The sequence below is a fragment of the Sphingomonas sp. DC1600-2 genome (assembly GCF_049897605.1).
Classification (GTDB): domain Bacteria; phylum Pseudomonadota; class Alphaproteobacteria; order Sphingomonadales; family Sphingomonadaceae; genus Sphingomonas.
Genome location: NZ_JAFCWO010000003.1, coordinates 38,945 through 54,266 on the forward strand (window position 1 = coordinate 38,945; position 15,322 = coordinate 54,266).

14 protein-coding genes are annotated in these 15,322 nt (G+C 66.0%); 13 read left to right on the forward strand and 1 reads right to left on the reverse strand.

Annotation, left to right across the window (positions count from 1 at the left end; translation table 11 throughout):
• Nucleotides 1-76: 76 nt before the first annotated feature.
• From ptsP to ftsH, 5 genes are all read left to right on the forward strand, one after another.
• A complete protein-coding gene (gene ptsP, locus ACP7BL_RS06960) occupies nucleotides 77-2,347 on the forward strand; it encodes a phosphoenolpyruvate--protein phosphotransferase (RefSeq protein WP_426257962.1) in 2,271 nt (756 codons plus the stop codon).
• Between the two features lie 109 nt (nucleotides 2,348-2,456).
• Nucleotides 2,457-3,428, forward strand: a complete 972-nt coding sequence (locus ACP7BL_RS06965; protein WP_137902706.1) for a helix-turn-helix domain-containing protein — start codon at nucleotides 2,457-2,459, stop codon at nucleotides 3,426-3,428.
• Nucleotides 3,429-3,486: 58 nt separating this feature from the next.
• Complete coding sequence (locus tag ACP7BL_RS06970; protein ID WP_033964682.1) at nucleotides 3,487-4,488, forward strand: tetratricopeptide repeat protein; 1,002 nt, start codon at nucleotides 3,487-3,489, stop codon at nucleotides 4,486-4,488.
• 7 nt (nucleotides 4,489-4,495) lie between these two features.
• On the forward strand, nucleotides 4,496-5,521 hold the full coding sequence (gene tilS, locus ACP7BL_RS06975; protein WP_426257963.1) for a tRNA lysidine(34) synthetase TilS: 1,026 nt from the start codon (nucleotides 4,496-4,498) through the stop codon (nucleotides 5,519-5,521).
• Between the two features lie 81 nt (nucleotides 5,522-5,602).
• On the forward strand, nucleotides 5,603-7,567 hold the full coding sequence (gene ftsH, locus ACP7BL_RS06980) for an ATP-dependent zinc metalloprotease FtsH (RefSeq protein ID WP_033964681.1): 1,965 nt from the start codon (nucleotides 5,603-5,605) through the stop codon (nucleotides 7,565-7,567).
• Between the two features lie 99 nt (nucleotides 7,568-7,666).
• Here ftsH and ACP7BL_RS06985 read toward each other — a convergent pair whose 3' ends face one another.
• Complete coding sequence (locus ACP7BL_RS06985; RefSeq protein ID WP_033964680.1) at nucleotides 7,667-8,728, reverse strand: DUF3667 domain-containing protein; 1,062 nt, start codon at nucleotides 8,726-8,728, stop codon at nucleotides 7,667-7,669.
• Nucleotides 8,729-8,805: 77 nt separating this feature from the next.
• Here ACP7BL_RS06985 and ACP7BL_RS06990 point away from each other — a divergent pair, with 77 nt between their 5' ends.
• From ACP7BL_RS06990 to ACP7BL_RS07025, 8 genes are all read left to right on the forward strand, one after another.
• The gene (locus tag ACP7BL_RS06990; RefSeq protein ID WP_033964679.1) at nucleotides 8,806-10,074 is read left to right on the forward strand and encodes a glutamate-5-semialdehyde dehydrogenase; all 1,269 of its coding nucleotides are present in this window, start codon (nucleotides 8,806-8,808) and stop codon (nucleotides 10,072-10,074) included.
• Nucleotides 10,038-10,703 (forward strand): nicotinate-nucleotide adenylyltransferase, encoded by a 666-nt coding sequence (locus ACP7BL_RS06995; protein ID WP_126845430.1) that lies wholly within the window; start codon nucleotides 10,038-10,040, stop codon nucleotides 10,701-10,703. The genes ACP7BL_RS06990 and ACP7BL_RS06995 overlap by 37 nt, the downstream gene beginning before the upstream one ends.
• Before the next feature lie 8 nt (nucleotides 10,704-10,711).
• On the forward strand, nucleotides 10,712-11,113 hold the full coding sequence (gene rsfS, locus ACP7BL_RS07000) for a ribosome silencing factor (RefSeq protein ID WP_126845431.1): 402 nt from the start codon (nucleotides 10,712-10,714) through the stop codon (nucleotides 11,111-11,113).
• Nucleotides 11,114-11,266: 153 nt separating this feature from the next.
• Complete coding sequence (locus tag ACP7BL_RS07005; RefSeq protein WP_426257964.1) at nucleotides 11,267-11,689, forward strand: 23S rRNA (pseudouridine(1915)-N(3))-methyltransferase RlmH; 423 nt, start codon at nucleotides 11,267-11,269, stop codon at nucleotides 11,687-11,689.
• Nucleotides 11,690-11,693: 4 nt separating this feature from the next.
• Nucleotides 11,694-12,875 (forward strand): murein hydrolase activator EnvC family protein, encoded by a 1,182-nt coding sequence (locus ACP7BL_RS07010; RefSeq protein WP_126845433.1) that lies wholly within the window; start codon nucleotides 11,694-11,696, stop codon nucleotides 12,873-12,875.
• Between the two features lie 93 nt (nucleotides 12,876-12,968).
• Complete coding sequence (locus tag ACP7BL_RS07015) at nucleotides 12,969-14,309, forward strand: S41 family peptidase (protein WP_288045397.1); 1,341 nt, start codon at nucleotides 12,969-12,971, stop codon at nucleotides 14,307-14,309.
• A gap of 3 nt (nucleotides 14,310-14,312) precedes the next feature.
• Entirely contained in the window at nucleotides 14,313-14,786 is a 474-nt protein-coding gene (locus ACP7BL_RS07020) for a disulfide bond formation protein B (protein WP_126845435.1), read from the forward strand.
• Entirely contained in the window at nucleotides 14,783-15,319 is a 537-nt protein-coding gene (locus ACP7BL_RS07025) for a demethoxyubiquinone hydroxylase family protein (protein WP_137902704.1), read from the forward strand. Before ACP7BL_RS07020 ends, ACP7BL_RS07025 begins: the two co-directional genes overlap by 4 nt.
• Nucleotides 15,320-15,322: the final 3 nt, after the last annotated feature.

Below are 15,322 nucleotides of genomic sequence, written 5' to 3' on the forward strand. Positions count from 1 at the left end.
TAAGAAAGAGCCCCCCAAACAAATCTTGTGCGTCGCACGATAGCCAAGCCCTGCACCAATCTGTTAGCCGGGTACCATGCCAAGCGCCGCCGCCTCCGCCCGCGAAATCCTCCGCCGTCTGCACGACGTGATGGCCTCGCGCACGCCTGCGCAGGCCAAGCTCAATGCGGTGGTCAACATCGTTGGCGAAGCGATGGCGAGCGAGGTCTGCTCGATCTATCTGCTGCGCGAGGGCGTACTGGAACTTTACGCCACGCGCGGGCTGGCGCAGGAGGCGGTGCACGTCACCAAGCTGGCCTTGGGCGAAGGTCTGGTCGGCACGATCGCGCAGACCGTCGAGATGCTCAATCTCGACGAAGCGGCGAGCCATCCCGACTTCGTCCACAATCCCGAAACCGGCGAGGAGCGCTTCCGCAGCTTCGCCGGCGTGCCGATCATCCGGCGCGAACGGTCGGTGGGGGTGTTGTCGGTCCAGCATGTCGATCCGCGCCGCTATGACGATGTCGAGATCGAGGCGCTGCAGACCGTGGCGATGGTGCTGAGCGAGTTGATCGCCAATGCCGAACTGGTCGATGCCAGCGGTGCCGCGACGATGCGCCCGCAATCGACCGCGCCGATGCGAATCGCCGGGCTGAAACTCGTCGACGGCATGGCGAGCGGCTATGCCGTGTTCCACCAGCCGCGCGTGCATGTCGAACATATCGTCGCCGAGGATACCGAGGCCGAACGTCACCGCGTCTACGCCGCGTTCGACAAGATGCGCGAACAGATCGAGCGGATCGCCGCACAAGCCGAATTCGGCGTCGGTGGCGAGCATGAGGAAGTGCTCGAGACCTATAAGATGTTCGCCTATGACGAGGGCTGGGCGCGGCGCATCAACGAGGCGATCGATTCCGGGCTGACGGCGGAAGCGGCGATCGAGCGTGTCCAGCAACGCACGCGGATGCGGATGCGCCAGATCGACGATCCCTTGCTCGCCGACCGGATGCACGATCTCGAGGATCTGTCGAACCGGCTGTTGCGGATCGTGTCGGGGCAAATGGGCACCGCCGCGCAAATGGGCTTGCGGCAGGACACGATCCTGATCGCGCGCAATCTGGGGCCGGCCGAACTGCTCGAATATGATCGGCGACGGCTGAAGGGCGTGCTGCTCGAAGAAGGGTCGCTCACTGCGCACGTCACCATAGTCGCCCGGGCGATGGGGGTGCCGGTGCTCGGCCGCGTGCGCGACGTGCGGCGTTTGGTGGGCGAGGGCGATTTGCTGCTGCTCGATGTCACCGCAGGCAACGTCTTTGCGCGGCCATCGGCGGCGATGGAGGAAGCGTTCCAGACCGCGCTGGAATTGCGCCAGAAACGCCGTGCGGTGTTCGCTGCACTGAAGAGCGAGGCCCCGGTCACCAAGGACGGCCACCGGTTGACGGTGATGGTCAATGCCGGGCTGCGCGACGATGTTTCGGCGCTCGATGTGACCGGTGCCGACGGCATCGGCCTGTTCCGCACCGAATTCCAGTTTCTCGTCTCCGCCACCTTGCCCTCGCGCGAGCGCCAGCAGCGTTTGTACCGCGATGTGCTCGACGCAGCGGGCGATCGGCCCGTGGTGTTCCGCACGGTCGACATCGGCGGCGACAAGGCGCTGCCCTATCTCAACAAGGAAGATGCCGACGAAGAAAATCCGGCGATGGGCTGGCGCGCGATCCGGCTCGCACTCGAACGCGGCGGGCTGATGAAGGTGCAGGCGCGCGCGCTGCTGGAGGCGGCGGCCGGGCGCACGCTCAACGTGATGTTCCCGATGGTCAGCGAGCCGTGGGAGTTTGACGAAGCGCGTGCACTGTTCGAAGCGCAGCGCGACTGGCTGGGCGCGCGCGGCAAGAAGCTGCCGACCGACATCCGCTATGGCGCGATGCTTGAAGTGCCGGCGCTTGCCGAGCAGCTTGACGTGCTGCTGCCCAATATTGCCTTCCTGTCGGTCGGCACCAATGACCTGACGCAATTTCTCTTCGCCGCCGATCGCGCCAATCCCAAGCTCGCCGAACGTTATGACTGGTTGAGCGCCGCGATCTTGCGCTTTCTGCTCAAGCTGGTCGAACCGACGCGGGCGGCGGGCGTGCAGTTGACGGTGTGCGGCGAAATGGGCGGGCGTCCGTTGGAAGCGATGGCGCTGATCGGGCTCGGCATCGATCGTCTGTCGATCACGCCGGCGGCGGTCGGGCCGATCAAGGCGATGGTGCGCTCGCTCGATCGGGCGGCATTGACGGCGCATATGGCAGCGCTGCTCAAGGCACCTCCGCGCGATATGCGCGGCGCGCTTTCGGCTTGGGCGACCGAAAACGGCGTTGAACTGGCGTGATCGGGCGATGGAGGATGCGACAGGCCGTTGACTTGTCTGCCCCCCTTTGTGAGACACGATCGCAGGGCAGGACAAAGATTGGGCCGCACCCATCCTGCCGGAGAGACGCATGACCGATCCGTTACCGTCCGAAGAGGCAACGCTGTTCCCCAAGACTGCCGGGGAAAAGCTGCGCGAGGCGCGTGAGGCGCAGGGCTTGTCCCTCGCCGAGATCGCTGCGCGGACTCGCGTACCGGTGCGCCAGCTCGAAGCGATCGAACTCGGCAATTACGCGACCTTGCCGTCGATCACCTATTCGGTGGGTTTCGCCAAAGCCTATGCCCGTGCGGTCGGGATCGACGAAGTCGCGATCGCGCGCGAGGTGCGCGGTGCCAGCGATCAGCCCAATGCGGTCCGGCGAACCGAATATGAGGCCTATCAGATCGACGAGCCGTCGCGCGTGCCGACGCGCGGTCTGGCGATGGTGACGCTGCTGGTGGCGATCATACTGCTGGTTGGGGTCGGGGTGTTTTACGGGACCAACCTGTTTCGCGGCGAGGAGAGCGTGGCCACGACGCCCGCTGCCGAGCCAACCGCACCGGTCGCGGACGCGCCGACGGCTGCACCCACGCCTGCCGCGCCGACGGGTGCCGTGGTGTTGACCGCGACCGACGAGGTGTGGCTGAAAGTCTATGACAAGGCCGGAAAGACCTTGTTCATCGGCACAATGAAGGCCGGGGACACCTATGCGGTGCCCGGCGATGCTGTCGGCCCGATGATCAATGTCGGGCGTCCCGACAAATTGCAGGTGACGGTGGGCGGAACGCAGGTCGCGCCGCTTGGTGACGGCAAGGTTGCGATCAAGGACGTGCCGATCGACGCGGCGACGCTCGGGGCACGCGGGGCAGCACAGCCTAATCCGGCCGTTGCCGCACCCCCGACGCCCGCCGCCCCGACGCGTGCGGCATCGCGGAGCACGGCAAGCCCCGCCGCGCATCGCGATCGTGCGGGTTCGGCCTCGGTCGAACCGCCGCTCAACATCGCCGCTCCCGTCGCCCCGGAGCCGACCGGGCCCACGCCGGGCGCGACGCCGAAACCATGATCGTCTGCGCAATGGCGAGGTTCGTTGCGCGATTTCTATTTACACCGGGGGGTGTCGAATGCGCACTTATCTGATCTCTGCACTGGTCGTGGCTGGAACTGCCCTGGCCCCCCAGCCAGCATTTGCCCAGCGCACGACCGGCGCTGCAATTGAGGGGCGGGTGGACCGGCTCGAAGGCGAGATGCGCGCGGTGCAGCGCAAGGTGTTTCCGGGCGGAAGCGGGCAATATGTCCAGCCCGAGAACCAGCCGACCAACCCGGACACGATCCTGTCGGGCTCGCCCACCAGCCCGGTCGCGGACCTGACCGCGCGCGTCGATTCGCTGGAAACGCAGTTGCGCGGCATGACCGCGCAAATCGAAACCAATCAGCATCGCCTGCAACTGGTCGAGGGGCGATTGAAGACGCTCGAAGCGAATGCAGCGGCTGCGGCAGCGGCGGCCGCAGCCGCAGCAGAGCCCGCACCGATCCAGTCGCCCGGTGCCGATGATCGCCCCACTCCGGTACGCCCCGTAGCGGACCGGCCCTCCGACAAGCCGACGGCGGCCAAGCCGGCCCCGACCAAGGGCGGCGTGACCCCGCCGCCGGTCGTGCGCACGGTTGTTGCGAAGGACCCCGAACGTGGGGCGAAGCTCGCCGCGATCGATCGGCCGGACACTGGGGACGCTGCCGAAGACACCTATCTCTACGGCTATCGGCTGTGGGCGGCGAAGCTCTACCCCGAGGCCGAGGCGCAGTTCACCATCGTCACCACCAAATTCCCGACCCACAAGCGCGCGAGCTATGCGCAGAATCTGCTGGGCCGGTCGTATCTGGAAGATGGCAAGCCGTCGCTTGCCAGCCTTGCCTTTTACGACAATTACAAGAAATGGCCCGATGGCGACCGCGCGCCCGAAAGCCTTTATTATCTGGCCCAGGCACTGGTGAAACTCGACAAGCCCGCCGCCCAAGTGTGCAAGGTCTATACCGAGCTTACGCGGACCTACGGTGCCAAGGTCGATGCCGACCCCAAGATGAAGGCCGGCGTCGCCAAGGGCCGCGCGGCGGCCAATTGTTCGTGAGATGAGCATGCTCGACCGGGCAGCGGTCGAGCGGTTCGGCGGTGATCTTGCGCATGTGCTGGGGGGTGCCGTCCCGCCCGATGCGCCGATCGCGCTGGCGGTGTCGGGCGGGCCCGACAGCATGGCGATGCTCGCGCTCGCGGCTGCGGCGTTTCCGGGGCAAGTTCACGCGGCCACGGTCGATCACCGCTTGCGCGCCGCCGCTGCCGCCGAGGCGCGGATGGTCGCCGCCTGGTGTGCCAACGCCGGGGTGCCACACACCACACTCGTGGTGGCAGAGCCGATTGGACCCGGGTCGGTGCAGGCGCGCGCCCGGGCTGTACGTTATGAGCTGCTGCTGCGCTGGGCGGCCGAGATCGGCGCGAGCTGCCTTGCTACCGCGCATCATGCCGACGATCAGGCCGAAACCTTCCTGATGCGCGCCGCACGCGGGTCGGGTGTGGCAGGGCTGGCGGGCATCCGCGCACGACAGCGGCGCGAAGTGGTTGCTCCCGGCCGATGCGGCGGGGTCGATTTGGTCCGCCCGCTCCTCGGATGGCGCGTGGCGGAATTGCGGGCTTTGGTGGTCGCAGCGGCGATGCCCTTCGTCGATGACCCCAGCAATGCAGATCCGCATTATGACCGCACGCGTTTTCGCGCGCTGCTCCGCGACACGCCATGGCTTGATCCTGCGCAGCTTGCACGGTCGGCTGGCTACGTCGCCGAGGCCGATGCGACGCTGCGCGAGATCGAGGCGTGGCTGTGGACGACGCGAAAGGTCACGCCCGAAGGGGTTGACGATCCAGACTTGCAAAGCTGGCTCGACCTGACCGATCTTCCGCGCGAGGTGCAACGCCGGATGTGCCGCTCCGCAATCCATTCGGTGCGCGCGGTGAATGGCATTGTCCGCCCGTCCTTCGACGACTCGACCAATATCGAACCGCTGCTAGACGCACTTGCGGCGGGCAAGACCACGACCCAGGCCGGAATCATGGTGTCGGTGCGGGGAAAAGTGTGGCGTTTCGCCCCGCAACCGCCGCGTCGCTCACTCTGATCGGCGAATTTGCTTGGCGCATTCCATTGCCATTAATCCTCATGCGCCTATCTTGAGAGATCGAGAAAGGTACGTTTCCGCATGAACGACAACGACAAGCAGCCCGGCTCCAACACTGGCGGGCCCAACCCGTGGATGAAGTCGCTGCTCATCTGGGTTGGCATCCTCGTCGCGCTGGCGTTGTTCGTCACGCTGATCGGCAATCGCGAGCCTGGCCCCGCAGCGGCGCAGATCCCCTATTCGGCGTTCCTCGACAAGGTCGAGAGCGGTGCGGTCCATGACGTCAATATCGCGGGCGAGGTTGTTACCGGAACGTACAACGACACCACCAAATTCCGCACCTTCGCGCCGCAGGACCCGCGCCTGACCGATCGCCTGCGCGAAAAGGGCGTCGTGATCAGCGCCAAGCCCGAAGAGGGCGCGCCGATCTGGCAGATCCTGCTGGTCAATTCGCTGCCGTTCTTCCTGTTCCTCGGCCTTGGCTATTTCGTGCTGCGCCAGATGCAGAAGAACACCGGCTCGGGCGCGATGGGCTTCGGCAAGAGCCGCGCGAAGATGCTGACGCAGAAGGAAGGCCGCGTGACCTTCGATGATGTCGCCGGTATCGACGAAGCGCGCGAGGAGTTGCAGGAGATCGTCGAGTTCCTCAAGGACCCGACCAAGTTTGCCCGCCTCGGCGGCAAGATTCCTAAGGGCGCGTTGCTGGTCGGCTCGCCGGGCACCGGCAAGACGCTGCTCGCCCGCGCGATTGCGGGTGAGGCGGGCGTGCCGTTCTTCACCATTTCGGGGTCCGATTTCGTCGAGATGTTCGTCGGCGTCGGTGCCAGCCGCGTGCGCGACATGTTCGAACAGGCCAAGAAGTCGGCCCCCTGCATCGTCTTCATCGACGAAATCGACGCGGTCGGCCGCCATCGTGGTGCCGGCCTCGGCAATGGCAATGACGAACGCGAACAGACGCTCAACCAGTTGCTGGTCGAGATGGACGGGTTCGAGGCGAATGAAGGCATCATCATCATCGCCGCCACCAACCGGCCGGATGTGCTCGATCCAGCCTTGCTCCGTCCGGGCCGGTTCGATCGCCAGGTCGTCGTGCCCCGGCCCGACATTGAAGGCCGCGTCAAGATCCTCGAAGTGCATATGAAGAAGGTGCCGCTGGCACCCGACGTCGATGCGCGCGTCATCGCCCGCGGTACGCCCGGCTTCTCGGGTGCCGATCTCGCCAATCTCGTCAACGAAGCCGCTCTGCTGGCTGCGCGGAAAGGCAAGCGGCTGGTCGCGATGAGCGAGTTCGAGGAAGCCAAGGACAAGGTCATGATGGGGGCCGAACGGCGCTCGATGGTGATGACCGACGAAGAAAAGCGCATGACCGCCTATCATGAGGCCGGCCATGCGATCGTCTCGATCCACGAAGCCGCCTCCGACCCGATCCACAAGGCGACGATTATCCCGCGCGGTCGCGCGCTGGGCATGGTCATGCGCCTGCCGGAGCGCGATTCGTACAGCTATCACCGCGACAAGATGTACGCCAACCTCGCTGTGTCGATGGGCGGGCGCGTCGCCGAGGAAGTGATCTTCGGTTATGACAAGGTGTCGTCGGGTGCTTCGTCGGACATTCAATATGCCACCGGCCTGGCGCGCGACATGGTCACCAAATGGGGCATGTCCGACAAGGTCGGCCCGGTCGAATATGCCCAGCCCGAGGGCGAATCGTTCCTTGGCTATTCGAATTCGCAACCGGTGCGCATGTCCAACCAGACCGCGCAATTGATCGACGACGAGATCAAGGCGATCGTCCAGGGCGGTCTCGACCGTGCCAAGCATCTGCTGACCGAGCATATCGACCAGCTTCACCTGCTGGCAGGGGCCTTGCTCGAATATGAGACGCTGTCGGGCGATGAGATCCTGAAGCTGGTCGCCGAGGGCAGCATCAGTCGCGACGACGGCCCCAAATCGCCATCGGTGCCGGGGGCGGGCACGTCGATCCCCAAGACGCGGAAGCCCAAGGGCGGCAGCGGCTTCGGCAATCCGGCACCCGCCGGGGCCTGATGCCAGGCACCAAGAGGCAAGAAAAGGCCGCGTCCGAAGCATCGGGCGCGGCCTTTTTTATGGGATAAGCCGCAGCCGAAATCCGCTGCCGCCAAGCGGCTATTCCATCAGCCCCATAACGAGCAGCATCGCGGCAAAGGCGAGCAACGCGACCCAGGCAAAGATCAGAAGGGCGACAGTGCGCCACAGCGCCGACCGCTTGCGCAGCCCATAAGCGCCGCGCAATTGTGCGAACATGTGGACGGGGGGAATGATCAGCGCCGCCCGCTCGATCAGCCACGACGATACGCCTGCGGTCGATAGCAGCGTCAGCGTCACCACCAGCATCATCATGAAGGCGATCGAATAGGTCACGAAGATCGCATGGTCGTACATCTGGAAGCGTCGCCGCCACAGAAACAGCAACGCCACGAACGGCGTTGAGATCGGGATCAGCGCCCAGCTATATTTGTACGCGCTCGACTGCAGTTTGTAGAGTACCAGTCCCGGGTTCTCCCTCGCCTTGGCCAGCCCCTTGTCGAGCGCGTGCCAACTGGTGTGAACGTCGTCGAAGCTAAGCGGGATGTCCTGCATTGCCTTGCCCGACATCACATTGCGCGCTGCGGTGAGCGAGGTCATATCGTCCTTCAACTCAGCGATTTTTTCCGCGGCACCGGGCGCATTGGGCGTTGCTTGCAGCTCGGCGAGCCGCGCCGTGTTCTTGGCGATATTGGCATCGATGTTCTGCACCGCCCTGGTGCGCGCCTCGGGCGGCATGCCGATGCCGAGTTCCCCCGCGATCGCGTGGATCGTCGCGAACATCAGGAACACCGAAAACAGGAACAACGCCAGCGGCGAGACGAAGCGTGCGCGCTCACCCGCGATATAGCGTCGCGTCAGTGCACCGGGGTGGAATGCCAGCATCGGCAAGGTGCGCCAGATCTTGCCTTCAAAGTGGAACACGCCGTGCAGCAGATCATGGCCGATCGAGTGCAGTGAACGGTGGACATGCCCGGCCTGGCCGCAGGCATGGCAAAAGTCGCCGTGCAGCGACGTTCCGCAATTCAGGCAAAGCCCATGCTCATGTGCGCGATGGACGATTTCGCCAGCATGCGGTTCGGCCACACGGCCGACCAGCATGCCCGTTGCGATATCGCCCGCTGCCCCGATTTCCCCCGACATGCGCGGAGCATAGCAGCGGCTTTTGCGAATGCGATAGCTTTTGCGGGGGCGGCCTTGCTCGTGATAGCGACGGTTTCATGAACGATGCCACGATTCTGCTCGCCGACATGACCAACCGCGCTCGCGCCGCTGCCCGCACGCTGGCGACGCTGCCGACAGCGACCAAGGCGGCTGCGTTGCGTGCGGCCGCGCAGGCGCTGCGCGATGCCGCGCCGCAGATCCTGTCCGCCAACGCCACCGATATGGCCAAGGCGACGGAAGCCGGTCTGTCGAACGCGATGCTCGACCGGTTGAAGCTCGATAGCGGGCGCGTGGCGGCGATGGCGGACGGCGTTGCCGCCGTTGCGGGACTGGCCGATCCGGTCGGCGCGATCATCGACGAGAGCGAGCGCCCCAACGGCCTGCGCCTGCGCCGCGTCCGCGTGCCGATCGGCGTGATCGGCATTATCTATGAAAGCCGCCCCAATGTGACCGCCGATGCCGCCGCGCTCGCGGTGATGGCGGGCAATGCTGTGATTCTGCGCGGGGGCTCGGAGGCGATCGAGAGCAACCGCGCGATCCACGCCGCGCTCGTGTCGGGCCTGGTGGCCGAAGGCATCCCCGCCGATGCCGCGCAACTGGTGCCCACCACCGACCGGGCCGCCGTCGGCGCGATGCTGGCGGCCGACGGATCGGCGGGCGCAGGCGCGATCGACCTGATCGTACCGCGCGGCGGCAAGGGGCTGGTAGCGCGCGTCCAAGCCGAGGCGCGTGTGCCCGTGCTCGCGCATCTCGACGGCATCAACCACATCTATGTCGATGCCTCGGCCGATCCGGCGATGGCCCGGTCGATCGTGGTCGATGCCAAGATGCGGCGCACCGGCGTGTGCGGTGCGATGGAGACGTTGCTGATCGATCGCGCTTATCCCGATCCGGTGGGGCTGGTCTCCGCTTTGCGCGATGCTGGCTGCGAGGTGCGCGGCGGCCCCGGCCTGCGCGCGCTGGTGCCCGATCTGGTGTCCGCGACCGATGCCGACTGGGACACCGAATATCTCGAGGCGATTGCCTCGGCGGGGCTGGTCGACGGCCTCGACGGTGCATTGCGTTTCATCGCGCGCCACAGCTCGCACCACACCGACGCGATCGTCGCGAATGACGAACGCGTCGCGACGCGCTTCCTCGCCGAAGTCGACAGTGCGATCGTGCTGTGGAACGCCTCGACGCAATTTGCCGATGGCGGCGAATTCGGGCTCGGTGCCGAAATCGGCATCGCCACCGGGCGCTTGCACGCGCGCGGCCCAGTGGCGCTCGAGGGCCTGACGACCTACAAATGGGTCGGCTATGGCACCGGGCAGGTGCGCGGTTGAAGACGGCGACACGGACGCGCATCGGCATTCTCGGCGGTTCGTTCAATCCAGCGCATGCGGGGCACCGCGCGATCAGCTTGGCGGCGCTGGAGGCGCTCGCGCTTGATGAAGTGTGGTGGCTGGTGTCGCCCGGCAATCCGTTGAAGGAGAAGAGCGGGGACATGGCACCGTTCGCGGCGCGCTTCGCCTCGGCGGCGCGCGTGGCGCGGCATGCGCCGATCCGGGTGAGTGCGATCGAGCAGCGTCTCGGCACCCGCTACACCGTCGATACGGTCACCAAATTGCGGCGACTCTTCCCCAAGAAGCAGTTCATCTGGCTGATGGGATCGGACAATCTCGCGCAGTTCGACCAGTGGAAAGGGTGGCGCCGGATCGCGCGTGAGGTTCCGATTGCGGTTATCGCGCGTCCGGGGTATGAACATGCTGCTCTCGCGGCTCCCGCGATGGGCTGGTTGCGGCGCGCACGTCGGCCCGCACACCAGGCGAAGAACTGGACGCAGTGGAGATTGCCGGCACTCGTGCTGTTGCGCTTCCGCCCCGACCCGCACTCCGCGACGCAGCTTCGTGCTGCCGACCCCGCCTGGCAGCGGCATTTCCTGCCAGATGAACCGTCCCCACCTTCTGCATAGGAATCGTCTTGGCCTCATCTTCTCCTGTTTATCGCGCGTCCGAACCCGATGAGGTCGAGGCGCTGCATCGGCTCGTGCTCGCGTCGCTCGACGACGATCAGGCGGTCGACACCATCTCGATCCCGCTCGCGGGCAAATCGAGCATCGCGGATTACATGGTCATCGCCAGTGGGCGTTCGACTCGCCAGGTCGCGTCGATGGCGCAGAAGCTCGCCGAAAAGATCAAGGCCGAGCTTGGCCGCCCGACCCGCATCGAAGGTCTGCCGACCGCCGATTGGGTGCTGCTCGATGCGGGCGACGTGATCGTGCATCTGTTCCGTCCCGAAGTGCGCACCTTCTACAATCTCGAACGGATGTGGGCGTTTGGCGATGCGCCGACGCCGCCGGTCGCCCCGGCGATTGCGGATTGATCGCACGATCTTCTGCCTCCCCGGCGAAGGCCGGGCCCCAGTCGTGAGCGGTGAGATGGTGCGCGCAGCGCTTACGAGCAGCGGTCTCTGCGACTGGGCCCCGGCCTTCGCCGGGGCAGGCGTGGGCTAAGACCTCTCGCAACGGAGTCAACAATGCTGCTCCACATCGTTGCCCGTGGTCGGATCGGGCGCGGGCCGGAGGCCGAATTGGTCGAGCGCTATGTCAAGCGGCTGGCCTGGCCGTTCAAGATGACCGAACTGCCCGATACCGGCGGCAAGATGCCTGCGGTCGAGCCGGGCACGCGCGTCGTGATGCTTGACGAGACCGGGCAGGTGCTGCCCTCGCGCGATCTTGCCGGGACGCTCGAAAAATGGCGCGATGGCGGCGTGCGCGAGGCGCGCTTTCTGATCGGGGCGGCGGATGGCTTTGACGATGCGCAGCGCGCCGAGGCCGATGTGTTGCTGAGCTTCGGGCGGGCGACCTGGCCGCACTTGCTGGCGCGCGCGATGCTGGCGGAGCAATTGTACCGCGCGACCAGCATTCTCGCCAACCATCCCTATCACCGCGAGGGGTGAGCGGATGCGGGGGCGGGGTTTTTTGATCGGGGCGCTGGCGCTGGCGGGTGCGAGTGTAGCACCGGCGCAGGATACCGCCGACCAGCGCCAGCGACTGGCCGAGGCCAAGGCGCAATCGGCTGCCGCTGCCGCGCGTTCGGCCGGGCTGGAACGCGCCGCCGCCATCGAACGCGACCAGGCCGCGCAGGCGCGCGCGCAGGAGGCCGCCGTCGCCGCGCGGATTCAACAGGCCGAGGCCGACATCGCCGCCGGTCAAGCGCGGATCGCGATCATTGACCGGTTGCTGGCCGATCAGCGCGCGCGGCTCGCCGCGAAGCAAGCGCCGGTCGCGCGCCTGATGGCGGCGCTGCAATCGCTCGCGCGGCGTCCCGCGGTGATCAGCATGGTCCAGCCCGGTTCGGTCGACGATCTGGTTCACGTCCGCGCGGTGCTGTCGAGCACGCTGCCGGTCATCCGCGCGCGCACCGCCGATGTCCGCGCCGATCTTGCGCACACGCGGGCGCTGCAGGAACAGGCTGCGCTGGCGACGCGCGCGCTGGCCGAAAGTCGCACACGGCTGGAGGCACAGCGGCTGGCGCTGACGCGGTTGGAGGCGGAACACCGCTTGCGCTCGCGCACGTTGGGGCGCGATGCGCTGTTCGAATCCGACCGGGCCATCGCGCTCGGCGAAAAGGCCCGCGACATCGTCGATCTGATGGATACGATCGGCAATCAGGCGGCGACGCGGGAGAGCCTGGAATCGCTCCCGGGACCGTTGCCGCGTCCGCCGCGGCCGGGGGAAGTCGCGGCACCGGTCGACCAGGGGCACTGGTCGTCCGCCGCCCCGCCTTATCGTCTGCCGGTCCAGGGCAAAATCGTAACCGGCCTTGGCGAAGTGTCGGCGGCGGGCGTGCGGTCGCGCGGGCTGACGCTTGCGCCACTCGCGGGTGCGCAAGTCGTCGCGCCCGCTGCCGGACGCATCGCCTTTGCCGGGCCGTTTCGGGATTATGGGGCGATCGTCATTATCGATCATGGCGGCGGCTGGACGTCGCTGGTGGCAGGGCTCGGCAGCGTCAGCGTGCGGATCGGCGAAGCCGTCGGGCAGGGCGCGCCGATCGGTCAGGCCCAGCGTGGCGAGGCTCCGCGCGTGACCGTCGAACTGCGGCGGCGCGATCGCGCGGTGGACATGACCGCGCTGATCGGCTGAGTCACGCTGCGTTCAGGGCCAGCATGCTTTGATCTGCGACGAAACCCCGCTACGGTGTGGCGATACCCTCTTGCTCGTATGAGTATCGAAACGATGTCGCGCTTTACCACCTCGCTGTTTCAGGCCTCCGCGATTGCCGCGGTGCTGGCCATGGTGCCGATCGGCACCAGTGCGATGGCGGCGGTCGACACCGGCACGTACCGCGAAATGTCGGTGTTCCTCGACGTGTTCAACCGCGTGAAGGCGGAATATGTCGACAAGGTCGACGACAAGGTGCTGGTCAAGGGGGCGATCCAGGGGATGCTCGCCGCGCTCGACCCGCATAGCGCCTATGAGACCGGGCTCGACTATGACAACCTCAAGATCCAGACGATGGGGAGCTATGGCGGGCTCGGGCTCACCGTCACGATGGAGGATGGCGCGGTCAAGGTGATGTCGCCGCAGCCCGATGCGCCGGGCGCGCGCGCCGGGATCAAGTCGGGCGACTATATCACCCACATCGATGGCAAGTTGATCTTCGGCGATTCGCTTGATGAGTCGATCCAGAAGATGCGCGGCGCGCCGGGCACCAAGGTCGCGCTGACGCTGTTGCGTCCAGGTCGCGACAAGCCGATCCAGGTCACGCTGGTGCGCGAGAAGATCGTGCAGAAGCCGGTCAAATGGAGCGTAAAGGACGGCGTCGGCGTCATCACCATCACCGCCTTTTCGGAACATACCGGGGAGGCGGTTACGGGCGCGATCCGGGGCATCGTCAAGCAACTCGGCCATGATCCGCTCGGTTACATCATCGATTTGCGCGACAATGGCGGCGGCTTGCGCGACGAGTCGATCGCCGTTGCCGACAACTTCCTCAGCAGCGGTGAAATCGTCTCGCAGCGCGGTCGCGACAAGGCCGATATCGAGCCGTTTTACGCCGAATCCTATGTGAAGGGCGATCTGGCGCATGGCGTGCCGATCATCGTGCTGACCAACGCCGGGACCGCGTCCGCGTCGGAAATCGTCGCGGGGGCTCTGCAGGATCACCACCGCGCGCTGGTGATGGGCGAACGCTCGTTCGGTAAGGGGTCGGTGCAGACGGTGATCGATCTTGGCGACAATGCCGCGCTGCGATTGACCACTTCGCGGTATTACACCCCGTCCGGCCGATCGGTACAGGAGGGCGGGATCGAGCCCGATATCGCGGTGCCGCAGCTTTCCGACCCCGATTACAAATCGCGCCCGGTGTTCCGCGAGGATGATTTGCGGCGCCATCTCATCAACGAGGTGAAGGCCAATAACGGGGCGCTGGAGGAGGACGGCAAGGTCGATCCGCGCTTTGCCGCGACGGCGGAAGAGTTGAAGGCCAAGGGGGTCGACGATTTCCAGCTTAGCTACGCGCTGAAAACGCTCGCGCGGCTGTCCTCGACCCAGCAATCCGTGACCGCGGCGAAATAAGCGATGATCCGGGACCGTTTTCGCGCCGCACGCTTGCTCGCGTTGCTGATTCCGCTGGCGTTGCTCGGCGGTGCGCTGGCCTTTCAATATATCGGCAAGCTCTATCCGTGCGAGATGTGCTGGTGGCAGCGGTATCCGCACATCGCGGCGCTTGTGCTGGCGGCGCTGGCGTTCGTCGTGCCGGGACGGGCGGCGCGGACCGCGCTCGTCGGGCTGGCAGCTTTGGCGATTTTGCTGAGTGGCCTGATCGGCGTCTATCATGCCGGGGTCGAATATCATTGGTGGGCGGGCGTTACTGCCTGCACCTCCACCGTATCGGGCCCAATCACGCTCGACAGCATCATGAACGCGCCGATCATCCGCTGCGACGTGGCGCAATGGACGTTGTTCCATATTTCGCTCGCCGGATACAATGCGCTCTTTTCGAGTGCGGGCGCGCTCGCCATCTTCGCGCTGATGCGGAGGAAGGCAGCATGACTCGTTGGAAACCTGGCGACCCGAAGCGTGCAACCGCATCGATGGTACGGGTCGATCAAGCAGGCGAATATGGCGCGACGCGCATCTATGCGGGTCAGCTTGCGGTGCTGGGCGATCGCAGCCCGGCGGCGCGCGCGATTGCCGGCATGGCCAATCAGGAAGAACGCCACCGTGCGTTTTTCGATTCGATGATGGCGCGGCGCAGTGTGCGCCCGACCGTGCTGCAACCGTTTTGGGATGTCGCCGGTTTCGCGCTTGGGGCGGTAACGGCGGCGATGGGCCCTGAAGCCGCGATGGCCTGCACTGCCGCCGTCGAAACCGAGATCGACAAGCATTATGCCGAGCAACTCGATGTGCTAGGTGACAGCGATCCGGAGCTTTCGGCCGCCATCCGCGATTTTCAGGCCGAAGAGGTCGAACATCGCGAAACGGCGCTGGCGGCAGGTGCGGAAAACGCTGTCGGGTATCCGTTGCTCAGCGCGGCCATCCGGCTGGGGTGCAAGGTTGCCATCGCGACCGCGAAACGGATTTGACGG